The sequence below is a fragment of the Nocardia sp. NPDC019395 genome, from assembly GCF_040632335.1.
Lineage (GTDB): Bacteria > Actinomycetota > Actinomycetes > Mycobacteriales > Mycobacteriaceae > Nocardia.
Genome location: NZ_JBEYBT010000001.1, coordinates 1,057,140 through 1,080,676, shown reverse-complemented (window position 1 = coordinate 1,080,676; position 23,537 = coordinate 1,057,140). Strand labels below are relative to the sequence as shown.

At 66.2% G+C, this 23,537-nt stretch carries 21 protein-coding genes; 14 read left to right on the top strand and 7 right to left on the bottom strand.

The features are described from left to right. Position 1 precedes the first annotated feature (1 nt). From ABZ827_RS04345 to ABZ827_RS04310, 8 genes are all read left to right on the top strand, one after another. Entirely contained in the window at positions 2–1,060 is a 1,059-nt protein-coding gene (locus tag ABZ827_RS04345; RefSeq protein WP_357232690.1) for an MlaD family protein, read from the top strand. Next, a complete protein-coding gene (locus tag ABZ827_RS04340) occupies positions 1,060–2,064 on the top strand; it encodes an MlaD family protein (protein WP_357232688.1) in 1,005 nt (334 codons plus the stop codon). The genes ABZ827_RS04345 and ABZ827_RS04340 overlap by 1 nt, the downstream gene beginning before the upstream one ends. Further along, entirely contained in the window at positions 2,052–3,092 is a 1,041-nt protein-coding gene (locus tag ABZ827_RS04335; RefSeq protein WP_357232686.1) for an MlaD family protein, read from the top strand. The genes ABZ827_RS04340 and ABZ827_RS04335 overlap by 13 nt, the downstream gene beginning before the upstream one ends. Next, a complete protein-coding gene (locus ABZ827_RS04330; RefSeq protein ID WP_357232684.1) occupies positions 3,092–4,186 on the top strand; it encodes an MlaD family protein in 1,095 nt (364 codons plus the stop codon). Before ABZ827_RS04335 ends, ABZ827_RS04330 begins: the two co-directional genes overlap by 1 nt. Positions 4,187–4,194: 8 nt before the next feature. Further along, positions 4,195–5,274: an MlaD family protein gene (locus ABZ827_RS04325; protein WP_357232682.1), complete on the top strand. Its 1,080-nt coding sequence runs from the start codon at positions 4,195–4,197 to the stop codon at positions 5,272–5,274. Next, positions 5,271–6,227 (top strand): MlaD family protein, encoded by a 957-nt coding sequence (locus ABZ827_RS04320; protein WP_357232680.1) that lies wholly within the window; start codon positions 5,271–5,273, stop codon positions 6,225–6,227. Before ABZ827_RS04325 ends, ABZ827_RS04320 begins: the two co-directional genes overlap by 4 nt. A gap of 42 nt (positions 6,228–6,269) precedes the next feature. Further along, positions 6,270–6,893: a hypothetical protein gene (locus tag ABZ827_RS04315; RefSeq protein WP_357232678.1), complete on the top strand. Its 624-nt coding sequence runs from the start codon at positions 6,270–6,272 to the stop codon at positions 6,891–6,893. 153 nt (positions 6,894–7,046) lie between these two features. After that, on the top strand, positions 7,047–8,240 hold the full coding sequence (locus ABZ827_RS04310) for an acyl-CoA dehydrogenase family protein (protein ID WP_357232676.1): 1,194 nt from the start codon (positions 7,047–7,049) through the stop codon (positions 8,238–8,240). Positions 8,241–8,253: 13 nt separating this feature from the next. Here ABZ827_RS04310 and ABZ827_RS04305 read toward each other — a convergent pair whose 3' ends face one another. From ABZ827_RS04305 to ABZ827_RS04295, 3 genes are all read right to left on the bottom strand, one after another. Next, entirely contained in the window at positions 8,254–9,891 is a 1,638-nt protein-coding gene (locus tag ABZ827_RS04305) for an acyl-CoA synthetase (protein WP_357234474.1), read from the bottom strand. Between the two features lie 76 nt (positions 9,892–9,967). After that, a complete protein-coding gene (locus ABZ827_RS04300) occupies positions 9,968–11,563 on the bottom strand; it encodes a coniferyl aldehyde dehydrogenase (RefSeq protein ID WP_357232674.1) in 1,596 nt (531 codons plus the stop codon). Positions 11,564–11,583: 20 nt separating this feature from the next. Further along, positions 11,584–12,393, bottom strand: a complete 810-nt coding sequence (locus tag ABZ827_RS04295) for an NAD(P)-binding domain-containing protein (protein WP_357232672.1) — start codon at positions 12,391–12,393, stop codon at positions 11,584–11,586. Positions 12,394–12,569: 176 nt separating this feature from the next. Here ABZ827_RS04295 and ABZ827_RS04290 point away from each other — a divergent pair, with 176 nt between their 5' ends. Genes ABZ827_RS04290 through ABZ827_RS04280 form a run of 3 tightly spaced genes read left to right on the top strand, consistent with a single transcriptional unit; the run spans position 12,570 to position 15,399 of the window. Beyond that, positions 12,570–13,013, top strand: a complete 444-nt coding sequence (locus tag ABZ827_RS04290) for an endonuclease/exonuclease/phosphatase family protein (RefSeq protein ID WP_357232670.1) — start codon at positions 12,570–12,572, stop codon at positions 13,011–13,013. Beyond that, positions 12,973–14,514: an aldehyde dehydrogenase family protein gene (locus ABZ827_RS04285; RefSeq protein ID WP_357232669.1), complete on the top strand. Its 1,542-nt coding sequence runs from the start codon at positions 12,973–12,975 to the stop codon at positions 14,512–14,514. The genes ABZ827_RS04290 and ABZ827_RS04285 overlap by 41 nt, the downstream gene beginning before the upstream one ends. Before the next feature lie 36 nt (positions 14,515–14,550). After that, positions 14,551–15,399, top strand: a complete 849-nt coding sequence (locus ABZ827_RS04280) for a mycofactocin-coupled SDR family oxidoreductase (protein WP_357232667.1) — start codon at positions 14,551–14,553, stop codon at positions 15,397–15,399. Between the two features lie 313 nt (positions 15,400–15,712). On the opposite strand, the gene ABZ827_RS04275 is transcribed toward ABZ827_RS04280, so the two are convergent. From ABZ827_RS04275 to ABZ827_RS04260, 4 genes are all read right to left on the bottom strand, one after another. Next, positions 15,713–17,209, bottom strand: a complete 1,497-nt coding sequence (locus ABZ827_RS04275) for a carboxyl transferase domain-containing protein (RefSeq protein WP_357232665.1) — start codon at positions 17,207–17,209, stop codon at positions 15,713–15,715. A 224-nt stretch (positions 17,210–17,433) separates the two neighbouring features. Beyond that, on the bottom strand, positions 17,434–18,768 hold the full coding sequence (locus tag ABZ827_RS04270; RefSeq protein WP_357232663.1) for an NAD(P)-binding domain-containing protein: 1,335 nt from the start codon (positions 18,766–18,768) through the stop codon (positions 17,434–17,436). A gap of 55 nt (positions 18,769–18,823) precedes the next feature. Further along, positions 18,824–19,972, bottom strand: a complete 1,149-nt coding sequence (locus ABZ827_RS04265; protein ID WP_357232662.1) for a thiolase family protein — start codon at positions 19,970–19,972, stop codon at positions 18,824–18,826. After that, positions 19,969–20,406 (bottom strand): OB-fold domain-containing protein, encoded by a 438-nt coding sequence (locus ABZ827_RS04260; RefSeq protein ID WP_357232660.1) that lies wholly within the window; start codon positions 20,404–20,406, stop codon positions 19,969–19,971. The genes ABZ827_RS04265 and ABZ827_RS04260 overlap by 4 nt, the downstream gene beginning before the upstream one ends. 138 nt (positions 20,407–20,544) lie before the next feature. On the opposite strand from ABZ827_RS04260, the gene ABZ827_RS04255 reads away from it, so the two are divergent. From ABZ827_RS04255 to ABZ827_RS04245, 3 genes are read left to right on the top strand one after another with little or no spacing between them, the layout of a single operon-like run. Continuing rightward, complete coding sequence (locus ABZ827_RS04255) at positions 20,545–20,937, top strand: pyridoxamine 5'-phosphate oxidase family protein (RefSeq protein WP_357232658.1); 393 nt, start codon at positions 20,545–20,547, stop codon at positions 20,935–20,937. Positions 20,938–20,957: 20 nt separating this feature from the next. Continuing rightward, the gene (locus ABZ827_RS04250) at positions 20,958–22,196 is read left to right on the top strand and encodes an amidohydrolase family protein (protein WP_357232656.1); all 1,239 of its coding nucleotides are present in this window, start codon (positions 20,958–20,960) and stop codon (positions 22,194–22,196) included. 36 nt (positions 22,197–22,232) lie between these two features. After that, a complete protein-coding gene (locus ABZ827_RS04245; protein ID WP_357232654.1) occupies positions 22,233–23,534 on the top strand; it encodes an amidohydrolase family protein in 1,302 nt (433 codons plus the stop codon). The last annotated feature ends 3 nt before the right edge of the window (positions 23,535–23,537 follow it).

The window sequence follows — 23,537 nt, the reverse complement described above, 5'->3', positions numbered from 1 at the left end:
CGTGCCTGCCTATTCTCTGCCCGGTACCGAGATCAGTCCTCGGCGCGCCCGCATTCTCGGTGTGCTGGCTGTCGCAGTTGTTCTCATCGCTGTCGTGGTGCACCGAATGGTCCCGAGCGGTACACCGGCCGGGCAGATTCAGGTCGCTTTGCTGACCACGCAGGTCGGTGCGGGCGTGTCAGCGGGTACGGATGTGCGGCTGGACGGGGTACGTGTCGGTTCTGTGTCCTCGATCGACCGTCTCGGTTCGGGAAGGCAGCGCATTTCGCTGAGCTTGCGGAGTGCGCAGCTGTTCGGGCTGACCGACGGGGTGAGCGTCGATTTTGCGATGGGCAATCTGTTCGGTATCAGCGCTGTCGATCTCCACTCGGGTGGCGCCGGCGCTGTGCTCACCGACGGAGCCACGATCGACCTGACCGGCCACAACGCCGGCCGTCTACGAGACGCGACACTGGCGGCGCTGCTGGAATCGACCGGTGGCCTCACCACCGGTGTACTGACACCGAAGCTGGCGGCGCTGCTGGCGAAGGCGGCCCGCGATGTTCGGGCGCTGAGCCCGATATTGCAGGCCATCGGCACCACGGTGCGATCGTTCACCGATACCCAGGAGATACCCCTGTCACTGCTGTTCCACCGACTCGGGTCGACGCTGGAAGGTGTGCCGGCGCTGGTCTCCGGCGGAGTGGAGGTCTTGTACTCGGCCTATACGAACGAATACCTCTCGAACCCAGAGCATATGGACAAGTACGGTCGGCTATTCGCCGATATCCAGAGTCAACTGCTGCCGGCCACCGCGCAGACCCTGAGCACCGGCCAAAACTATTTCGCCGAGTTCATTCCCATCATGACCGCGATGCTGGACCGCTTGTCGACATCGGTCAGCACGCCGCAACGTTCGGACCAGCAACTGAGCGATCTGCTCGATCGCCTCGGCGCCGCGTTCACCGACACACCGAATGGCCCGGTACTCAACGCCACCGTCGATCTCGAGGTCGTGCCGGCACTGGCCGGGCCGTTGTCGACGTTATCCGGGCCGCATCCCACACCGGGAGGTCGCTGATGTCGACACGGTCGCTCCTACTTCGAGTATCGGCCGCCGTAGCCGTCATCGTCATCGCGTTGATCGGAGTGTTTCGCGTACTCGAGCGGCCGGTAGCCGGCACGACCGATACCTACACCGCGTTGTTCACCGACGCCAACGGCTTGCGCACGGGTGATGACGTGCGGATGTACGGGGTAGCGGTCGGCAAGGTGGGTGAGGTCGAGTTGGCGGGGAACCTCGCCCGGGTCCGCTTCACGGTGATCCGAGATCGCCCGGTATTCGTCGACAGCACAGCGGCGATCCGGTATCAGAACCTCACCGGCTTCCGCTACCTGGAAATCCAGCAGCCCGAGCGGCCGAGCACGCGACGCGAACCGGAGGCGGTGTTCGAGCCGTCGGAAACGGTGCCCTCCTTCGATATCACGCGACTTTTCAAAGGATTGCAGCCGGTGCTGAAGGAACTGTCGCCGGATGATCTGAACCACTTCGCGACCAGCCTGCTGGCCTTGATCCAAGGCAACGGGAGCGGTATAGGTCCCGCATTGGATGCCATCGAGAAACTGAGCCGGTACGCCTCGGACCGGCAAGCGGTGTTGTCGGCATTGGTGACCAACCTGGCAGAGGTCGCGGCGCACCTGGGAGGCAGATCCGGAAACTCGATGCAGCTGCTGACCAACCTGACCAGCCTGTTCACCGCGATCACCGAAAAACTTCCGGGACTGGTCGATTTCGCGATCACCATTCCCCCGGTACTGAAGCCTGTGCGGGACACGCTGGAGACGCTGGGGATCACCGGCGAACCCGACAAGGACTTGGACGCCCTCTTACGGCAGGCGTTTCCGTCGCCGCAGGATGCCGCGGCAGTATTCGGCCGGCTGCCGGGACTGATCCAGCGGATCGCGGCGACCCTGCCACCGACCGGCCCCGAAGCGGCGATGACCTGTACCCACGGATCTGCACAGGCACCTGCGCCCCTGCAGATCCTCATTGCCGGACAAAGGATCACACTATGCCATCGTTAACCCGCGTCCGACGGCTACTGGTCGCGCCACTGGGCTCGGTATTCACCGCGAAGTCCGAACGCGATGCCGAACTGCGCTGGGGTATAGCCGGAATATGCGGTGTGCTGGTTCTGCTCGGCGCGATCGGCGCGGTCCACATCACGCGAACGAGCAGTGGGCACATGTATTCCGCCGATATGGCCGAGGCCGGCGCTATCAGGCCGGGCGACGATGTCCGGCTGGCCGGGATAGTGGTGGGAAAGGTGGATTCGCTGACGCTGCTGCCCGACCGGGTCCGGATGGAGTTCACCGTCGAAGACGAGGTATTCCTGGGCGATCGGACCGGCCTCGATCTCCGTATGCTGACAATCGTCGGCGGCTACTACGTGGCGGTCGAGCCTGCGGGAACGAAACCGCTGGGTGCCACGGTGATTCCACAAGACCGAGTGGGACTACCCTATAACCTCACTCGGACGTTCCAAGATGCCGTACAGCCGGTGCGGCAGATCGACGGCACAGCGTTTCGTCGCGATCTCGCCGCGATGGCGGAATCCCTTGGTGAGAGCCCCGATTCGATTCGTGTCGTCATCGAGGCGGCCGACAGCCTTGTCGACGTCATGAACAGGCAGAACGCCGATATCTCCGATACGCTGGCGGTGGCCGATGAGTACCTGACCGCATTGAACGCCAATTCCGATGTGCTCGTGCAGCTGGTGACGACGCTGCGAGGCCTGGAAAACATCATCCAGAACAACAAATTCCAAGCCCAGCAGACCCTTGACGACCTGGCCACGGTGTTGGGCGCCCTCGGCCCGCTGGGCCGGGCATGGGACGACACGCTGAAACAGCGGGCACAACCATTCGCCGAGGCGATTCCGCAGTTGCAGCAGCTCGGCGACATGCTGGGCACACTCTTGGACTCTCTGCGCTCCGCGGAGCAGCGACTGCTTCCTTTCCTGCCGCCGGGCGAGGGCGTGGTGGTCGACCAGTCGGCCGCAACAATCCAGGCAGCCAGTTTCTGCGTACCGGTTCCAGGAGGGACGTGTTGATGCTGAAACGGGCTCTGGGATCGCGCGGGTTCATGTCGGCCCTCGTGATGGTCACCTTTGTGGGGGCAGGCATGGCCGGGTGGCAGTTCGCCCGGCCCGGGCCCGAGATGCGCACCTATTGCGCGCAGATGCCCGATGCGGTCGGCCTGTACGAGGGCAGTGCTGTCGCCATCATGGGGGTTCCCGTCGGCCGGGTCACCGATATCACCCCTGACGGAGCCACAGCGCGAGTGGACTTCACCGTACCCGCCGACCGCAAGCTGCCACCGGACGTCGGCGCTGTCACCGTCAGTGACACTATTATCGCCGACCGCAAACTCACCCTCGTCGGCGCCGAACCCCAGGGGCCGGGCTGGGACTCGAGCAAATGCATCACCAGCACACTCACTCCCAAAAGCCTCTCTGAAACCCTGGACGCCCTTGCCGAACTCGGACATCAGCTCAATGGTTCCGGACAACCCGGACAGGCGGGCGCCGGTCTCGAAGCACTGGACCGCGCCACCGCCGGATCCGGCGACCGGATCAATACCCTGGTTCTGCAACTCGGCAAGGCGCTGTCGGCTCCGGACGCGGCCATCGGCCATATCGGCAAGCTACTGGACGCTCTCACCGAGCTCACCCACCGTGCCCGCGGCGGCTGGCCGACCGTGCAGACCACCATAACCGGGCTGACCCAGACTTTCGTCGATATCAATACGCTCGAGTTTCCCGAAATCGTTCGTGTCGTAGCGAATCTGGTCGATGTACTCCCCCAGCTCAACGACGTGGTGATGATGTTCGGGTCTCCCGCCCTGCGCGAGATCGACTCGATTCCGAACCTTCCGCAATCGCTGGCAGCCGGAGTCGGATCACTGTCCGATGTCATTCGCATGACTCCTGCGATCGCGGCAGGATTTGCCGAGTCCATCGATACAACCACCGGCCGAATATCCATCGGCTACGCACCGCCGAAACTGGCTCTCCCGCCGTCGAACACAACCGGGGTGTGCGCGGCGATGGAACTCATCACTGGCCAGCGATGTCAAACAGCCGAGAACGGCGCGGTCACGATTCCGAGTCTTCCGGCAATTCTCGGGGCGGTGAGTGCACGATGAGGAGACTCGTGGCGCACTGGAGAATCGGCGCACACGCGATATTCGCGGGCGCCCTGGCACTTGCGGCCACCGGATGCGGTTTTCAGCCGGCCGATATCACCGTGCCCGGCACCGGAACCAGTGAACCGTCCTACCACCTGCGCATCGAGTTCGCCGATGTGCTGAATCTGCCGCAAGGAGCCGAAGTCATCGCGGACGGCGTGCCCGTCGGACATCTGAACAGACTCACCGTGGTCGACGCCGCGGCAGATATCCCGAGGCAGCCGGGCCGCCGCGGGTTCGTCGTCGCCGACGTCACGATCCGCGAGCCGGTCCGCTTACCGGCGGGCACCACCGCCGAACTGCGGCAGGAAACACCGCTGGGTGATGTGCACATAGCACTCACCGAGCCCGCGCAACCCGATACGGGGCAGTTGTCGCCGGGCTCGACGATTCCACTCTCCGATACGAAACAGTCTCCGCCGATCGAGGACATCCTGTCTCGGTTGTCCATCTTCGTCGGTAGCGGCGCCGTGACCGACTTCCAGGACATCGTGCACCGGATCAACACGATCATGCCGGCCGACCCGCAGGACACCGCCCGCATCTCTGACGGTCTGGGCGCGAACCTGGAGGATCTGGCCGCCGACACCGATTCGATCCACCACCTGGTGCGGGGCCTGCGATCGACTGTCGATGACGGTCTGTTGCACAACGCACCCGCATTCGACCAGCTCCTCACCCCCGATGGGGTCCAGCACACCACCGACGTGATCAACACCACCATCGGCGTCGTCTACGTGCTCACCGCCCTCGGGCCTTTGGCGCCGAGCGCGCTCTGGCTCGGTCCGGCGCTGCAATCCAGCAGCCGCGCCCTGCAGGCTTTTGTGCCGATGCTGTTCGGAACCCACCCCCTCGATACGGGCTCACCCTCCAACGTCAAGAAGCTCGTCGAAGTCATCCAGAACAAGATCATTCCTTTCACGGACCGCGGTCCGAAGCTGAATCTCGTCGGCGTCACCGTCGATTCACCAGCGGTTACCCTGTCGCCGCAGCAGCAGACCGAACGGATAGTCGACACCTTGCGGATGGTCGGAGCTGTGCGATGAACATGCGAGCGACTTTGTCACTCTCCGCGATCGCCGCGGTCCTTGTGCTCGGTATCGGATACATGACGATCGGCGTGCTGCACCTCGACCCGCGCCGCAACTACCTCACCGTCGACCTGCACCTGCCCAACTCCGGTGGTCTGGGTGTCAACGCGCCGGTGCTGCTCAACGGCATACAAGTCGGTCGTACAGAGCAAGTTCGCAAACAGGCCGAAGATGTGCTGGTGCGGCTGCGTATCGACGAGCGCTATCACATCCCGGCCTCCAGCACAGTGCGCGTCGAGCAACTCTCGGCGCTCGGCGAGCCCTATATCGAATTCGCACCGCTCGACGGCGCCGGCCCATACCTCGCCGACGGGCAGAGCATTCCGGCCGAACTCGTGTATGTCCCGGTGACCATCACAGCTCTGTCGGCCCGCTTCGTCGAATTGCTGGATCAACTACAACCGCAAACCATCGCACATCTTGTCGATACCTTCGACCGGGCGTTGTCGGGTACCGATGCGGCCGTGCAGACCCTGCAACGCTCGACCACGTTGCTGGCGGCCACCTTACTCAGCCGTACCGGCACCATGCGGCAGCTGTTCGCCGATATCCAAGCTCTGGGCGGCAACATCGAGTGGCTCGGACCGTCGCTGAGTACCAGTGGACCGGAACTCGGTGAATTCGGCACATCGCTCAGCAACGTCGTCCAGCAAGCTTCCGCACTCGTCGAAAGTCGCCCGGTTTCCGACTATTTCACCGGTGACGGACTGACACCGTTCCTGGGTAGGCTGACCGATTTCCTGAACAAGATCGGGCCGAACGTTGCCCCCTTGGCGCCGGTCCTTCAGCCCGTCGTCACCGATTCCCTGGACCGAGCACCCCAGCTCGATATCAGCGCGCTGATCGAGCAATCCCTGCACGGAATCGACCCGGACGGCACCTTGCACTTCCGGATCACCACCAAGTAACCGCGCTCACGACCGATGTCGACCCGCCAGGAGGACAGAATCATGGCCACGGCAACAGACGAAAAAGCGACAGATCCTGACAAGAAGACCGTCGCGACAAGCACGTCGGACGAATCCGAGCCCGAGAATCAGGCGTGGAAGGCGGTCACGCTCTCGATTCGGCGCTCGACCGTGCTCACCGCATTTTCGCTGGCTCTGTTCCTCGCCGGTACGCTGACATTCGGGTCCCTGTATTGGTCGGCACGATCAGAACTGAACCACCGCGATACAGTCGCGGCCGACAACCGGCAGGCCGAGAGCATCGCCATGACGTATGCCCTCGGTGCCTCGACGATCGACTTCCATGACATCAAAGGCTGGCTCACCCGCCTCGGGGCCGGCACCAGCCCCGAGTTGTCCGCCAAGTTCGACGCCACCGCCCCACAACTCGAACAGATCCTTCTACCGCTGCAATGGACATCCGAAGCAACCCCGCAGTCCGCGACAGTGATCTCCGAATCCGGTGGCGTATACAAGGTCAACGCCTACCTCACCGTCAACTCCACCAGCGTCCAGACCCCCGACGGGGCACCATCCACCGTCACGTACTCGGTGACCATCGACCGCAACAACAACTGGACCATCACCGACGTCGGCGGTCTGCAGAGCGCGCTACCGACAAAGTAAAATGATCGCCCCGGGAGTCCCGGATACCGGATATGCCGGGGTGAACCGCCCGCGCGACAACAGATGAGCCCTCGGTCCGCAGACACCGAGCGCATCGCGGATCCGCGAACGCGAGACGACACCGGCGCACCAGCCGGTACGAGGAGGCCCGCCATGACGAGCACGCCCACCGGAGCCGAACCGGTCACCGACGAAGATTTCCGGGAAATCCTGGCCCAGACCCGGACCTTCGTCCGCGGCGTCGTCATGAAGCGGGAACGCGATATCGCCGAGGAGAACCGGATGCCCGCCGATATCGTCGAACAGGCCAAGGCCATGGGGTTGTTCGGCTACGCGATCCCGCAGGAATGGGGCGGGCTCGGCCTGAATCTGGCGCAGGATGTCGAACTGGCCATGGAGTTCGGCTACACCACCCTCGCACTACGGTCGATGTTCGGCACCAACAACGGAATCGCCGGTCAGGTGCTGGTCGGTTTCGGCACCGAGGAACAGAAATCACGCTGGCTCGAACCCATCGCCTCGGGCGCCGTAGTGGCGTCGTTCGCGCTCACCGAATCGGGAGCCGGATCCAACCCGGCGGCCCTGCGGACGACGGCGCGGCGTGACGGCGCGGACTGGGTGATCGACGGGGAGAAGCGGTTCATCACCAATGCCCCGGTCGCGGACCTGTTCGTGGTCTTCGCCCGCACCCGGCCGGCCGACGAGAAAGGCCCGGGGATCGCCGTTTTCCTCGTCCCGGCCGATGCTCCGGGGGGCGAAGTCGGGCCCAAGGACCGCAAGATGGGGCAGGAAGGTGCCTGGACCGCGGAGGTGCGATTCCAGGATGTGCGGGTCGGGTCCGAGGCACTCGTCGGCGGCAGCGAGGACGTCGGTTACCGCGCCGCCATGACCTCGCTGGCCCGCGGCCGCGTCCATATCGCTGCCCTCGCGGTCGGCGCCGCCCAGCGCGCGCTCGACGAATCGGTCTCCTACGCCGCCACCGCCACCCAGGGCGGTACGCCGATCGGCGAATTCCAGCTGGTGCAGGCCATGCTGGCCGATATGCAGACCGGTGTGATGGCCGGGCGGGCGCTGGTCCGCGACGCCGCCCGGAGCTGGGTTTCCGGCGAGGATCGGCGCACGGCGCCGTCGGTGGCGAAACTGTACTGCACCGAAATGGTGGGCAAGGTCGCCGATCTCGCGGTCCAGGTCCACGGCGGTACCGGCTATATGCGCGATGTACCGGTCGAGCGGATCTACCGCGATGTCCGGCTGCTGCGCCTGTACGAGGGCACCAGCGAAATCCAGCGGTTGATCATCGGCGGCGGTCTGGTCAAGAACGCCCGGCGGCAGGGGCCGCCGGCCTGAGTCGCGGCGGTGGTCAGGACTGCCCCGCCACCTGTTCACGGGCCCAGCGGTAATCAGCTTTACCGGCCGGACTCCGCGCGATTTCGGGCCGGAACACGACCGCTTTCGGAAGTTTGTACCGTGCGAGGGATTTCGCCGCGTGGGCCACGAGCTCGTCGAAATCCGCGGTGGCACCCTCGACGAGCTCGACCACAGCCACCACCTCCTGACCCCAGCGCTCGCTGGGGCGGCCCGCCACCAGCACATCGGCCACGGCCGGATGCGAGGAGATCGCGACCTCCACTTCCTCGGCGAAGATCTTCTCGCCGCCGGAGTTGATGGTGACGGCGTCGCGGCCGAGCAATTCGATCGAACCGTCGACGAGGAGGCGGGCGCGGTCGCCGGGCAGCACGTAGCGCACGCCGTCGATCATCGGGAAGGTCGCCGCGGTCTTCTTCGCGTCACCCTTGTAGCCGAGTGGGGTGAACCGGCGCTGCGCGAGCCAGCCGATACCGTCGTGGCCGGGCTCGAGCACGGCGCCGCGATCCTCGGCGACCACCCGGGTATCGGCGCCCGCCGAGAACTTCCCGGTCGATACGAAACCCGCCGCGGACACATGATGCATCTGCGATCCGGTCTCCGAGGAACCGACACCGTCGAGCACGGCCAGCCCGGGCACCGCGGCGATCCAGCGCTCTTTGACCGCCGGACTGAGCACCGCGCCGCCGTTGGCGAGCGCCACCAGCGAGGACATCTCCGCGGTGCCGGCCTCCACGGCGGCCAGCACCGGGCGCGCCATCGCATCGCCGACCACGATGACGACCGACACCTTCTCCCGCTCGATCGTGCGCACGATCTCGCCGGGGTCGATCCGGTCGGTGACCGGGGACATCACGATCGTCTGCCCGCTGGTCATGGCAGTGAGCACCGCCCACTGCGCGGCGCCGTGGATCAGCGGCGGGATCAGCAGCAGTTTCATACCGGGATTGGCCCGCGTCCGTTCCGCGATTTCCGCGTAGGAGGCGACGGTGGCGCCGGTGTTCGCGTCCCTGCCACCGCAGGCGCCCATATAGATATCGTGCTGGCGCCACAGCACACCCTTCGGCATCCCGGTGGTGCCGCCCGTGTAGAGCACGTAGAGATCGTCCGGTGAGGGTTCGACCGGTAGTGGTTCCGGTTCGGTGGCGGCGAGCACCGTTTCGTAGTCGACAGCGCCGTCGAGCAGCTCGTTACCGGACGAGTCCGCGATCTGGATCAGCACCCGCAGCCCGGGCAGCTCCGGCAGTACTTCGGCGAGTATCGGCGCGAACGCGGCATGGTAGACCAGCGCGGTGGCGCCCGAATCGGCCAGCAGATACTGCAGTTCGTTCTTGACGTATCGGTAGTTGACATTGAACGGCGCCACCCGTGCCCGGAAGGCGCCGATCATGCTCTCGACGAACTCGGGCCCGTTGTAGGCGTAGATGCCCAGCAGGTCCTGGCCGACCTCATGCCCGGCCAGGTCGGGCCGTTCGGTGTGACAGCCCAGCCCCTGGGCGTGCAGATAGGCCGCCAGTCGCCGGGACCGGTCGGCGACCTGCGCATAGGTGCGACGGTGCTCGCCCTGCACGATCAGTTCCCGGTCGGGGATCACGGCGGCAGCGGTATCGGTGGCGGATACGAGCGTGAACAGCGGTTCGGATCCGGTCGCGGGAGAAGGGGACAACGGTGACTCCTCGTTCGTCTGTTGCGCGGTGGCGCGGGCCGGATCAGATCCGGGAGGACTCGGCTGGACCGCCGGCGGTGGGCCCGGCCGCCGGCAGAGTGTGCGGCGGTGCGGCGGGTGCGCCGCCGACCGGGGCCGCACGCAACCGGCGGTGGGCGCGACGGCGCGCGGTGCGCAACGCGAGACCGACGAGACGCGCGGTCCACCGGCCGAAGGGCGGCGCGGCCAGACTGGTGATCGGTACGGGCAGATCGGTGCCGACCACCGTGCGGTGATGGCTGAAAGTGTCGAACCCGGCTTTACCGTGGTAAGCCCCCATCCCGCTCTCGCCGACGCCGCCGAACGGCGCGTTGTCCGGGAACATATGGATGGCGAATTCATTGCGCGCCACGCCGCCGCTGCGGGTGCCGGCGACAAAGGTGCGGAAATCGGCCCGGTCCGGCCCGTACCAGTAGGCGACCAACGGCGCGGGGCGCCGGTTGATGTAGTCGACGACCTCACTCAGCTCCCGGTAGGGCAGCACAGTCAGGACCGGGCCGAATACTTCTTCCGAGGCGATGGCCATCTCGTCGGTCACGTCCCGGACGATCGTCGGCGCGATCTTGCGCAGGCCCGGGTCGGGCAGAGCTTCCGCCGCGGGAGCGATCGGCTCCACGCGGGCGCCGAGTTCCCGGGCATCGTCGATCAGCCCGACGATCCGCTCGTAGTTCGCCGAATTCACGACGGCGGTGTAGTCGTCGTTATCGAGTATCGAGGGAAACATCCGCCGCCAGGCACCGGCCAGGGCGTCGACGAAGGGATCCATCCGCTCCTGTGGCACCAGCACATAATCCGGGCAGACGCAGACCTGACCGCCGTTGACCATCCGTGCCCGGGCGATCCGGTCCGCGGCCCGGTCGAGATCGGCATCGGCAGCCACGACCACCGGGTTCTTGCCCCCGAGCTCCAGCGTGACCGGAACCAGATTCCGCGACGCGGCTTGCTGCACCAGCCGGCCCACCCGGGTGGAGCCGGTGAAGAACAGATGGTCGAACGGCATTTCGGTGAAGGCCGCCCCCACCTCCGGCCCGCCGGTGACGACTGCCAGTTCGGATTCGTCGAAATACTGCGCAGCCAGCCGCCGCGTGAGTTCCGCGGTGTGCGCGGTGATCTCCGACATCTTGATCATCACGCGGTTCCCGGCGGCGAACGCGGTCGCGGCGGGCAGGATCACCAGGTTGAGCGGGAAGTTCCAGGGTCCGACGATGCCGACCACCCCCAGCGGGCACGGCTGAACCTCCGCGCGGATTCCGTACAGGCGGGCCAGCCGGTCGGGTCGCCGCGGTCGCATCCAGCGGGTCAGATGCGAGCGAACGTATTCGATGGCGGTGAGCATGCCCATGATCTCGGCGAACAGGATGCCGGTTCGGGAGCGGGTACCGAAGTCTGCGACGAGTGCGTCGACATAGGCGTCGGTGTTGTCCAGAACCATGGCGATCAATCGGTCGATACGGTCCCGGCGGACCGCGGCGCTCGGCGGGCCCTCACGCAGAAACGCCCGCCGCTGGCTCTCCAGGAGAGCGGCCGGATCACTGCCGCCGGCCGCCGATATGCCCGCCTCGTTCAATTCCGCGGACGTATCCGGGGTCTTGCTGTTCATGGTCCGCACTTTCCGCTGGGCTAGCTGAGGTCGAAGGGACCGCCGTCGATAACGGCGCCGAGCCGGCCGAAATCGATTCCGAGGTCGGCCGTCGCAGACCGGCAGGCGGCCACGTCCTTGCGCAGGAACGGGGCCACCACCTGTTCGAACTTCACCAGCCCGCCGGTCCGGCCGATCGAACCGGCCGCGAAGCTACGGCCGCTGGATACGGCCAGCGCGTCCAGCAACTGTTCTTCCCCGATGCCCAGCCGCTTGCCCAGTTCCAGTGCGGCCGCGGCCATCTGGGCATTCGCCGCGAACAGGGCATTGTTCACGAGTTTGACGCTCAGTGCCGTGCCGAGCGCACCGGTCGTGATGATGGTGCTCGCATAGGATTCGAGTACCGGCCGGGCCCGCGCGACCGCCGCCGCGGCGCCGCCGAGCAGTACGGTGAGTTTCCCGGCGGCGATATCGTCGGCGGAACCGCTCACCGGCCCGTCCAGCAGCGTCGGTCCGCCGGGGTTTCCGGCGGCCAGGCCGGTCACGGTGGTGACAGTACCGGTGGTGTGTGAGACGACGATGGTATCCCGCCGCGCCGCGGCGAACACCCCGTCGGGCCCGCCCAGGACCTCGACGAGCTGAGCGTCGGAGAACAGGCAGAGGATCGCGATATCGGCGGACGAGACGGCCTCGGCGATCGAATCCACCACCGTCGCCCCGCGGGCCCGTAGTCGCTCCCGCACCGAATCCCGCCGGGCGTACACCCGCACTCGATGGCCCGCGGCGACCAGCCGGTACACCATCGGCTCCCCCATCCGGCCCGCTCCGACAAACCCGACGACCTGCGACATCGACGCTCCTCACTCGCGATCAGCCCGAGCTCGCCGCCGCGCGGCCCGGCGGGGCAACCCACGAACAGAGATATATCCAGTAATGGCAACAGTAGCACTCGGAACGACACCGGAAGGGCGGTTCACACGCACTCGGTCACACCCCGTAACCACGCACGCCTGGGACCATCTCCATCGTGATCGATCCGAAGCCGAACACCGGCCGCGAGATATCAGTGGGTTCAGTGCGCGTGGCAACTTTCAATGTCCTGTCGCCGCTGCTCGCCGATTGGCACCACCGAAAGAAGGTCGTTGCAGAACAATTACGGGCAGCCGAGCCCGACATCGTCGCTCTGCAAGAGGTCGACGCCGGTGCGGGTCGGAAGCAGAGCATTACCCGATGGCGACCGCATTCAGCGTCGACGCAGTCGTATGCGCCTCGGACCGTAACCACGAATGAATCCCCAGTTCGCGGAGCATTCCACACCGGCAATCCGTGCACACAGGGCAATCCAGTTCGACATACCGTAATATCTACGGTTACTTATACCGTACGATCGTTCCCGGCGGCTTGCGAAGGGCACCGAGCAGGAGGCAGATATGAGCGAGGTCGACGGGCAGAGCAATGCCCCCAGCCTTGAACTGGGGCGCCGGGCGGGTGAACGCTCCGAATCCCGGATGCTCATCGACGCGGAGCTGGTACCGGCCGTCTCGGGCGAAACATTCGACAATGTCAGCCCGGCCACCGGGCAGGTGCTCGGCAGCACGGCCGCAGCGGGTACCGAGGATATGCTGCGCGCGATCGCCGCCGCCCGGCGCGCCTTCGACGAGACCGGCTGGTCCACGAACCGGGCCCTGCGGCAGCGGTGCCTGGAACAACTGCAGCAGGCACTCGAATCCGAGAGCGAAGCCCTGCGCGACGAACTCGTCGCCGAGGCCGGCTGCCCGGTCGCCACCACGCGGATCGCCCAGCTGGACTGGCCGCTGGCCGAAGCGCTGCGCTACCCGGCCCGTCTGATCGACGAATTCCCCTGGGAGCGTGAACTCGCGGGCGGTGGCCTGTTCGGCGACCGCAACATCCGCACGGTCGTCCAGGAGCCGGTGGGCGTGGTCGCCGCGATCTGCCCGTCGAACTTCCCGGTCGAGGTCGTACTCAACAAACTGGGACCAGCGCTCGCCGCAGGCAATACAGTAGTGCTGAAACCGGACCCGAACACGCCGTGGAACGCGACCCGGCTCGGGCGGCTCATCGCCGAGCGCACCGATTTTCCCGCCGGTGTGGTCAATGTCGTGCCGACCCCGTCGAACGAGGTCGCCGAACTACTCGCCACCGATCCGCGAGTCGACCTGATCTCGTTCACGGGTTCGACCGCGGTCGGCCGCATGCTCATGCGGCGGGGCGCGGACACCATGAAACGGACCTTTCTCGAACTGGGCGGCAAATCCGCGCTCATCGTGCTCGACGATGCAGACCCCCGGGCCGCCCTGCGCAGTGCGGCCGGTGCCTGTGTACACGCCGGGCAGGCCTGTGCCGCGACCACCCGCATGCTGGTGCACCGGTCGATTTTCGACGATATGGTCACCGGCGTCGCCGCGGCGTTCACCGGGGTTCCGGTGGGCGATCCGGCGCTGCCGGAAACCATCGTGGGGCCGTTGATCAGCGCGGCACAGCGCACGAAGGTGCTCGACGCCTACGAGCGGGCGGTCCGCGACGGTGCCCGCCTGATCACCGGCGGCGGCGAACCGAAGGATCTGCCGGCACATCTGACCGGTGGTCACTACGTCGAGCCGACCGTGTTCGTCTGCGAGGATCCGAGCCTGTCCATCGCGCAGGACGAGATCTTCGGCCCGGTCCTGGCGCTGACCCCCTTCTCCGACGACGACGAGGCGGTACGCCTCGCCAACGACAGCGCCTACGGCCTCGCCGGTGCGGTGCTGTCCGCCTCGACCGAGCGCGGGATGGGGATCGCGCACCGGATCCGGGCCGGGGCGATCGGGGTCAACGGCGGCATGTTCTACGGCGCCGACGCCCCGTTCGGCGGCTACAAGAACAGCGGCGTCGGCCGCCAATGCGGGCTGGAGGGCTTCCAGCAATACCTCGAGACGAAGACCATCGGCCATCGGGCCCCGGCCGGCCGCTGACGAACGAATCTCGGCACAATCGGAAGGACAACTCTGGTGGGAAAACTGGATGGCAAGGTCGCGGTGGTGTCGGGCGCCGCGCGCGGGCAGGGACGGTCACACGCGGTGAACCTCGCCGCCGCGGGCGCGAGCGTTATCGCGCTCGATATCTGCGCGGATCTCGAGGGGAACACCTACCCGCTGGCCCGGCCGGATGATCTGGAGGAGACCGCCCGGCTGATCGAAAAGGAGGGTGTCCGAGCACATCCGGTGATCGTCGACGTCCGGGAGCGCAGCGCGGTATGGAGCGCGGTGGCGCGCGGAGTCGAGGCGCTGGGCCGGCTGGACGTCGTGGTCGCCAACGCCGGAATCGCGCCCCTGGGCAAGAACCAATCGATACAGTCCTGGTCCGACACCATCGACACCGATCTCGTCGGTGTATTCAACCTCGTACAGGCGAGCCTGCCGCACCTCGGGGCCGGAGCCTCGATCATCGCGACCGGGTCACTCGCGGCGCAGTTGGGCAGCTCCACGAAACAGGGACCGGGTGGCTCCGCCTACAGCTTCGCCAAACAGGTCGTCGCGCATTATGTCAACGACCTGTCGAACCAGCTGGCCCGCAAGATGATCCGGGTCAACGCGGTGCATCCGACGAATGTGAACACCGATATGTTGCACAACGAAGGGATGTATCAGGTGTTCCGGCCCGATAAGGAAGCCCCCACCCGCGAGGAGGCGGAAGCGGCGTTCCCCGCGATGCAGGGGATGCCGGTCCCCTATATCGAAGCCCAGGACGTATCGAACCTGATCGTCTTCCTCGCCGGCGACGATTCCCGCTACATCACCGGAAGCCAGTTGCGTGTCGACGCCGGCGGGTACGTCAAAGCCGTGCCCTGGGGCAGATAACCAGATCAGCGGCATTTCCCGGGCAATATTCGCGGCCAGGATCCGGCTCCCCCGGAACTTCCCACCGAAACACGAGTTCGAAGCCACCACCGAGCGCGAACCCCTCGCGTCCGGGGGGCCGGTCACGACCCGACCTCCGGGTCGGCGGCATCGGTTGTCCGAGGTCAGTGGTCGGCCATCGTGCTTCCTTCGTCGTAGGCGCCTGTCGTTGCCGGAAACTGTGCCATAGCCACACCACGAATCTCTGCGCGGGCGGGCCGGGTGTGGTCCGGCACCGTATTCGGGGTCTGTTCACCCCGAATACGCACCCGGCTCACGGGACGATCGCGGAGCGCGTCACCGGCTGCGCTACTTCCTGGCGTGCGAAGATCCCGCGCCGCAGGGCGGTGAGCAGGGCGTCGCGTGTCTCGTCCGGGCGGATGAGCTCGTCGAAACCCATATGTTCGGCGGAGTGGTAAGACGCCAGTAGTTCCATCTCCCGTAATTGCGCCGCGACATCCTCCTCCGCTCCCGAGGCCAGCCCCAGGGCCGCCGCGCTCATCGCGCCCATGGTCGCACCGGGGTAGGCGAAGGCCGCGGTCTGGTTGTCGAAACCGATGAGCGACATGACCATCGAACCGAATCCGTACGCCTTACGCAGCGTGACATGCAGTTTGAGCGTGGTCGCCGTGGTCTGGGCGACGAACATCCGGGCGCCCGCGCGCAGCACACCCTCGCGTTCGGATTCACTGCCGGGCAGCATGCCGGGATTGTCGGCGAGGAACACCAGCGGCAGATGGAAGGAATCCGCCACCGAGATGAAATGCGCGGCCTTGTCGGCGGCCGCGGTATCGATCGAGCCGGCCAGCACCTGCGGCTGGTTGGCGACCACCGCCACCGGGTGCCCCCCGAGATGGGCCAGGGCGCAGACGATCGCGGCGCCGTAGCCGGGCTGGACCTCGAACCAGTCGGGGGTGTCGAACACGGCGTCGAGTACGGCCCGGATGTCGTAGGTGTTGCGGTTGTCCCGCGAGATGATGTCCAGCAGTTCCGGGGTCGGCCGCGGCTCGGTGGAATCGTCGGAGAGCAGCGCGGGCGGATACGACCACGCGCTGGACGGGAAATAGGACAGGTACCGGCGGATATCGTCGAGCGCGTCCTCGTCGTTATCGGCCAGATTGTGGATCAGGCCGCTCGGCACCGCGACACCGGGGCCGCCGAGGTCCTCCTTGCTGATGTCCTCACCCGTCGACTCCCGCACCACCGGCGGTCCGGCGGTGAAAATGGCGCCCTGCCGGCTCATGATCGAGAAATCCGATACCGGGGCGATGAGCGCACCGTGGCCCGCCGAGGCGCCGAGCACCCCGGTGACCATCGGCACCCGGCCCGAACACTGGGCCTGGGCGAGCAGATCGGTGGGGGTCCGCCCGTAGTGCGCGCCGGTGGGCCGGAACCCCGCGCCCTCCAGCAGCATCACCAGCGGAACCTTGTTGCGTACGGCGAGTTCGGCCAGGCGATAGCGCTTGGCGTTACTGCCCGGCGCGATGGTTCCCGCCACGGTGGTGAAGTCCTCCGCGCCCACCATGACCGGTGCGCCGTCGATCAGGCCCGAGCCGGTGACGACGGCGTCGGCGGCGACCTCACCACCGACCAGGGCGCCGAACTCCTGGAACGTCCCGGGATCGAGCAGGTACGTGATCCGCTCCCGCGCCGTCAGCTTGCCCTTCGCCCGATGTTTGGCCACCCGCTCGGGACCGCCCATGGCCGCCGACCGTTCCCGGCGGCCGTCGAGATCCTCGAGCGTTTCCTTCCAGCCTCGCGCGTTGGTCATTCTTGTCCTCTCAGCGCAGTGGTCGGCTCATCGCAGCCGGTGGCGAATCGGCGGATACGAGTTCCAGCCTTATCGACCTGCTGCGAGATCTGATTATAGTTAACCTTACAGTCAGTATTTCCGTATAGGTTCCGGAGCAAACGGCGGCCCCCGGCCCGAGGCGCCATCGGCCGTTCCCACACCGCCGTGACCGATAGGTACCCGAAACTACGGAGCGGGCACCATCAGGCTGCCGCGCGCCGGGCTCGCTCCCGGCCCGCGGGTAATTCCTCGGCCCGCAGCTGCCGCTCGTACCGGTAGAAATCGATCTGCTGGGTGTGCCGCGGCCGGTCCAGCACACGCCCGAGGTGGTACTCCTCGTCCGCGGCGATAACGCGCTCCATCACCTCGGGCGCGGGCGGAAGGTACTCCCCCGCGGCGTAGGCCGCGATGAGCCGGGCCTGGCATTCGACGAACGGGAACAGCGTCGGCACCGATTGCGCGAACCCCGCGAAGGCGAGATCGGGCGTGCCGGGCCGGAAGATGCGTTTGTAGAGGCGGATCCGATTCCCCGGCGCGCTCACGAGCTCGGGGGCGAAGAACGGGAACGTGATGTTGTAACCGGTGGCGTAGACGATCACATCGATCGCGGCGGTCGTCCCGTCCGCGAACCGCACGGTGGCCCCGTCCAGCCGGTCGATATCCGGCTTCGGGATCACATCACCGGACCCGAGCCGCAACGGGAGCTCCACCGACTGGGTGCCGTGAGCGTCCAGGAAACGGTGCCGGGGCCGGGGCAGGCCCAACCGGCCCGGATCACCGGAGATGAACTCGGCGAAGGTATTGACCAGCGGACGGAACAGCGGTTTCGGGATGTACTGCATCATCGCCGCGTACTTGTCGAGCGGTTGCCCCGCCATGTATTTCGGCACGATCCAGGAGCCGGAGCGTGTGGACAGATAGACCATGTTGCGCAACGCCCGCGAGGACAGTTCCACGGTGATATCGGCGGCACTGTTGCCCAGGCCGACCACCAGGATTCGCTTGTTCGACAGATCGAGTGGGTCGGCGGGATCGATGTAGGCGTGCGAGTGCATGACCTGCCCGTCGAAATGCCCGGGGAACTCGGGGAAACGCGGATCCCAGTGATGCCCGTTCGCGACGATCAGGAACTCGGTCTCGTACTGCTCCCCGGTGCCGAGATGCAGGGTCCAGCCGCCACCCGGCCGCGGCTCGGCACGCACCACCGAGGTCTCGAAGCGGATCCGGTGGAGCAGATCGAAGGACTCCGCGTAATCGTCCAGGTACCGCTTGATCAGGCTGTGGTGCGGGAAGTCCGGATACTCGTCGGGCATCGGGAAATCACGAAACGACAGCTGGTACTTGGAGGTGTCGATATGCAGCGATCGGTAGGCGCTGGAATGCCCGTTCGGATTTCCGAACGCCCAGTTGCCACCGATTCGGTCGGACGCCTCGAAGCAGGTGTAGGGCACCCCGTAGTCGGCGAGCATCTTGCCCGCGGTGAGGCCGGCGATGCCCGCCCCGATGATCGCCGTCGAACCCGGCCGGAAAACACCCACGGCACACTCCCGTCTGTCGGTCCCGCCGGCTCGCGGCCGGTATCCCCGGAGCCCATCAGGTGGTGACGATCGTCGCCCCGGCAGTACCGGGCGCACCGTAGAGCAGCGCCAAACCCGCTTTCGGTTCGTTCGGCACCTGCCGCTCGCCCGCGGTGCCGCGCAGTTGCAGCACCAGCTCGTGCAGCTGCCGCATTCCCGAGGCGCCGATCGGCTCGCCGTTCGCGATGAGCCCGCCGTCGGTGTTCACCGGTATCGAGCCGGCGATCTCGGTGGCGCCCTCGGCGATCAGCTTCTCCTGGTCGCCGTGCCCACACAACCCGGTCTCCGCCATATGGATCACCTCGGCGCCGGCGTCGGTGTCCTGTAACTGGGCTACGTCGATATCGGACGGCTCGATCCCGGCCGCATCGAACGCGGCGCGCGCGGCGTACACCGACGGCGAGGCATCCTCCCGCACCGGTGCGTAGGTCGTGTTCACCTCGTACGCACCGTATTTACGTGTCCGGATCTCGACCGCGCGCACGTACACCGGCTTTGCGGCGAAGCGGTGCGCCAGATCGGCCCGGCACATGATCACCGCGGCGGCACCCTCGTCCGGCGCACAGAACATGTAATGGGTCAGCGGGTAGTTGAGCATCGGCGCTGCCAGGATGTCGTCCTCCGCGATCGGCTTGCGGCGGAACGCGTTCGGGTTCAGCACGCCGTTGCGGTAGTTTTTCGCCGCCACCTTGGCCAGGGTGCGCTGGGAGATTCCGTGATCGTGCAGGTAGCGGTTGGCCTTCATACCGAAGAACTGTGTGGTCAGATATTGGCCGTTCTCGCCGTACCACTTCGGCATACCGACGAGAGTGGGATCGACGGTGAAAGCGCCGCGCGGATGCTTGTCCAGGCCGATCGCGATCCCGATATCGTATTTGCCGAGCCTGATCGCGTCGGCGCACGCCTCGGTCGCGCTGGCCGAGGTGGCGCAGGCGTTGAACACATTGGTGAAGGGCAGGCCGGTGAGCCCCATCAGGCTCACGATCGCGTCCGGATTGGCCACTTCCCAGCTGCCGCCCACCGCGAACTGGATATCCTTCCACTCCAGTCCGGCATCGCCCAGTGCGGCCCGGATCGCGTCGGCGCCCATCTGCATCGCCGTTTTACCCTCGAAGCGGCCGAACGGATGCAGGCCGACACCGACGATCGCGACATCATTGGTCATGTGAAACTCCTGGTCGTCTCCAGCGGCTGGAAGGCGAAGGTGAGTACGTCGTTACCGTCGGCGTCGGTGCCGAGCGGAACAGTGGTCAGGACGACTCGCATACCGAATTCCAGCTTCCGCGGGTCGTTCTCGGTGAGCCTGCCCTCCACCCGGATGACGTCGCCGAGCTGCACCAGTCCGACGCCGAACGGGACGAACGTTTTCGCGGTCTCGTCGCCCAGGTAGGGCGCGCCGGGCAGAAATCCCTGGGTGGTCCAGGCCACCAGGACACCCTCGGCCGGCAGGTGCACGGCCTCGACCGACGGCCGGCTGCACCGCGGGCACAATTCCTGTACCGGGAAGACCGTCGCCCCGCAGTCACCGCAGGCACCGCCGACGAGCCGGAAGTCCGCGTCCGGCCAGGTCGATATCTCCGGTGCGATCATTCGCTGCATCGTGGTCCTCGCTTTTACCGATAGCCTTACAGTATAGATGCACGGGGGCGCCTGCCCGTGTCACATCAGCCAATGGAATGGTAGCTTACGGTAATATCAACGGTAACCATTTCTACCTGCTCGCTGCGAGGTGGACTCATGAGCTCGAAAATTCCCGGCGGCCTCGAGGATCTGCTGCACCGCCCCCTCGTCGGCATCCTCGCGACCGTGACCCCCGACGGGTCACCGGATCAGTCCCCCATGCGCTTCACCTGGGACGGCGCCCACCTGCGCATGAGCCATACGATCCCGAGAAGGAAATTCACCAGCCTGCAGGCCAACCCGAACTACTCGTTCCTCCTCACCGATCCGGACGCGCCGACGCGCTGCCTGGAGACCCGCGGCTGGCTGGTGACCGTACAGGGGGACGAAGACGGAAAGTTCTACGCGGAACTGGGCGAGCGCTACGGAGACACCGGATGCGAGCCCCCCGCGGACGTGGACGACCGGGTCGTCCTGATTCTCGACGCCACCAGGTTCGTCGCCAAATAGCCGTTCAGGAGAACATCGATATGAACCGAGCACCGGGTATCCCGATCTTCGACGCCGACTCGCATATGTACGAGACGGCCGACGCACTCACCAGGTACCTGCCGGACAAGTACCGCCGGGCGGTGCAGTACGTCCAGATCGGACGGCGCACCCGGCTCGCGATCAACGGCCGGATCACCGACTTCATCCCGAACCCCACCTTCGACCGGGTCGCCGCCCCCGGCGCGCACGAGAAGTTCTTCGCCGGCGAGAACACCGAGGGCCTGACTCTGCGCGAGATGCAGGGCTCCGCGATCGAGGCCCCGGCCGCCACCCGCAACCCGGCGGACCGGATCGCGGAACTCGACCGCCAGGGCGTCCGTGAAACGCTCAACTACCCCACGCTCGCCAGCCTGGTCGAGCACTCCGCCGCCGACGACCCCGAGCTGACCATGGCCATCATCCACGCACTGAACCGGTGGATGATGGAGCATTGGAGCTACGCGTACCAGGACCGGATCTTCAGCACCCCGATCATCAACTGCGCCGAGGTCGACGGCGCCCGGCGCGAGCTCCGGTACATCCTGGACAACGGTGCGAAGGTGGCGCTGATCAAGCCCGCGCCGGTGAAGGGCGTGAACGGCTGGCGGTCACCCGCCCTGCCCGAATTCGACCCGTTCTGGCGCGATGTCCAGGACGCGGACCTGCCGATCGTGCTGCACGCCAGTCAGCCGCCGCTGGACGAGTACGTGAACAAATGGGAGCCGCCCACCACCGAGAGCTTCATGGCCATGAGCTCGTTCCGCTGGCTGGTGCTCGGGCACCGGGAGATCTCGGACATGATCGGCAGCCTCATCTGCCACGGCACCCTGACCCGGTTCCCCCGCCTGCGGATCGCCAGCGTGGAGAACGGCAGCTCATGGATCCACCCACTGTTCCACGATCTGCGGGATCTGACCAAGAAGATGCCGCAGAACTTCCCGGAGGACCCACTCGAGGTGTTCCGCCGCAATATCTGGGTGAGCCCTTTCTGGGAGGGTTCGGTCGCCGATGTGGTCGCGACAGTCGGCTGGGACAAGGTGATGTTCGGCTCGGACTACCCGCATCCGGAGGGGCTGCCCGAGCCGAAGGCCTATTGGAAATACGCCGAGGGTATGGACAACCGGCGGACCTGGGACTTCCTGGGCGACAATGCCCGCCGATTCATGGGCCTGCCGATCGAGAACCCGGACCCGAGCGCCGCCGAACCACCGGTCACCGCCACGTCGGCAGCGTTATAGTTTTATTTACAGTAAAGGGCTCGAAGGGAGTACCTCGTGGACAAGAACGATATGATCCTCATCAGCGTCGACGACCACATCATCGAACCGCCCGATATGTTCGCCAACCACCTGCCCGCGAAGTACGCCGACGACGCGCCGCGCCTGGTCCGGATGGAGAACGGCGCGGATATGTGGAAGTTCCGGGATCGGGTGATCCCGAACGTGGCGCTCAACGCCGTCGCCGGACGGCCGAAGGAGGAGTACGGGCTGGAGCCGGAGGGCCTCGACGAGATCCGCCCCGGCTGCTACAACGTGGACGAACGGGTCAAGGATATGAACGCCGGCGGGGTGCTGGCGCAGATGAACTTCCCGTCCTTCCCCGGTTTCGCCGCCCGCCTGTTCGCCACCGAGGACTCGGACTTCTCCCTGGCCCTGGTGCGGGCGTACAACGACTGGCATATCGACGAATGGTGCGGTGCCTACCCCGGCCGCTTCATCCCCATGGCACTTCCCGTGATCTGGGACGCCGAGTTGTGCGCCGAGGAAGTACGCCGGGTGTCGAAGAAGGGCGTGCATTCGCTCACCTTCACCGAGAACCCGGCCGCACTGGGCTATCCCAGTTTCCACGACGCCTATTGGAACCCACTGTGGAAAGCACTGGTGGACACCGAGACCGTGCTCAACGTGCACATCGGCTCGTCGGGCAAGCTCTCCATCCCGGCCACGGACTCCCCGCCGGATGTGATGATCACGCTGCAGCCGATGAACATCGTCTCCGCGGCGGCCGACCTGCTCTGGTCACGCCCGGTCAAGGAATACCCCGATCTCAAGATCGGCCTCTCCGAGGGCGGCACCGGCTGGATCCCCTACTTCCTGGAGCGCGTCGACCGGACCTTCGAGATGCATTCCACCTGGACGATGCAGGACTTCGGCGGCAAGCTGCCCAGCGAGGTGTTCCGCGAGCACTTCCTGACCTGCTTCATCAGCGACCCGATCGGGGTCCGGCTGCGCCACGAGATCGGAATCGGCAATATCGCCTGGGAAATGGACTACCCCCACAGCGATTCGATGTGGCCGGGTGCGCCGGAAGAGCTGGACTCGGTGTTCGAGGCGGAAAACGTGACCGACCACGAGATCCAGCAGATGACCCACCTCAACGCCATGAAGTGGTACTCGTTCGACCCCTTCGCGCACGTACCGCGGGAGAAGGCGACCGTCGGCGCGCTGCGCTCGGCGTCGGCCGATCACGATGTCAGCATCAAGGCGCTCAGCCACCACCAGAGCAGCGCGCCGCAGAAACTGGCGGCGTTCCGCTCCCAGATCGAGGCGGCCACCGCGCACACCGCCACCGAATAGATC

Excerpts from the sequence above, each read along its gene's own strand:
- ABZ827_RS04340 (WP_357232688.1), top strand. The coding sequence starts at position 1,060 with ATGTCGACACGGTCGCTCCTACTTCGAGTATCGGCCGCCGTAGCCGTC.
- ABZ827_RS04335 (WP_357232686.1), top strand. The coding sequence starts at position 2,052 with ATGCCATCGTTAACCCGCGTCCGACGGCTACTGGTCGCGCCACTGGGC.
- ABZ827_RS04330 (WP_357232684.1), top strand. The coding sequence starts at position 3,092 with ATGCTGAAACGGGCTCTGGGATCGCGCGGGTTCATGTCGGCCCTCGTG.
- ABZ827_RS04320 (WP_357232680.1), top strand. The coding sequence starts at position 5,271 with ATGAACATGCGAGCGACTTTGTCACTCTCCGCGATCGCCGCGGTCCTT.
- ABZ827_RS04315 (WP_357232678.1), top strand. The coding sequence starts at position 6,270 with ATGGCCACGGCAACAGACGAAAAAGCGACAGATCCTGACAAGAAGACC.
- ABZ827_RS04310 (WP_357232676.1), top strand. The coding sequence starts at position 7,047 with ATGACGAGCACGCCCACCGGAGCCGAACCGGTCACCGACGAAGATTTC.
- ABZ827_RS04300 (WP_357232674.1), bottom strand. The coding sequence starts at position 11,563 with ATGAACAGCAAGACCCCGGATACGTCCGCGGAATTGAACGAGGCGGGC.
- ABZ827_RS04295 (WP_357232672.1), bottom strand. The coding sequence starts at position 12,393 with ATGTCGCAGGTCGTCGGGTTTGTCGGAGCGGGCCGGATGGGGGAGCCG.
- ABZ827_RS04285 (WP_357232669.1), top strand. The coding sequence starts at position 12,973 with ATGAGCGAGGTCGACGGGCAGAGCAATGCCCCCAGCCTTGAACTGGGG.
- ABZ827_RS04275 (WP_357232665.1), bottom strand. The coding sequence starts at position 17,209 with ATGACCAACGCGCGAGGCTGGAAGGAAACGCTCGAGGATCTCGACGGC.
- ABZ827_RS04265 (WP_357232662.1), bottom strand. The coding sequence starts at position 19,972 with ATGACCAATGATGTCGCGATCGTCGGTGTCGGCCTGCATCCGTTCGGC.
- ABZ827_RS04260 (WP_357232660.1), bottom strand. The coding sequence starts at position 20,406 with ATGCAGCGAATGATCGCACCGGAGATATCGACCTGGCCGGACGCGGAC.
- ABZ827_RS04255 (WP_357232658.1), top strand. The coding sequence starts at position 20,545 with ATGAGCTCGAAAATTCCCGGCGGCCTCGAGGATCTGCTGCACCGCCCC.
- ABZ827_RS04250 (WP_357232656.1), top strand. The coding sequence starts at position 20,958 with ATGAACCGAGCACCGGGTATCCCGATCTTCGACGCCGACTCGCATATG.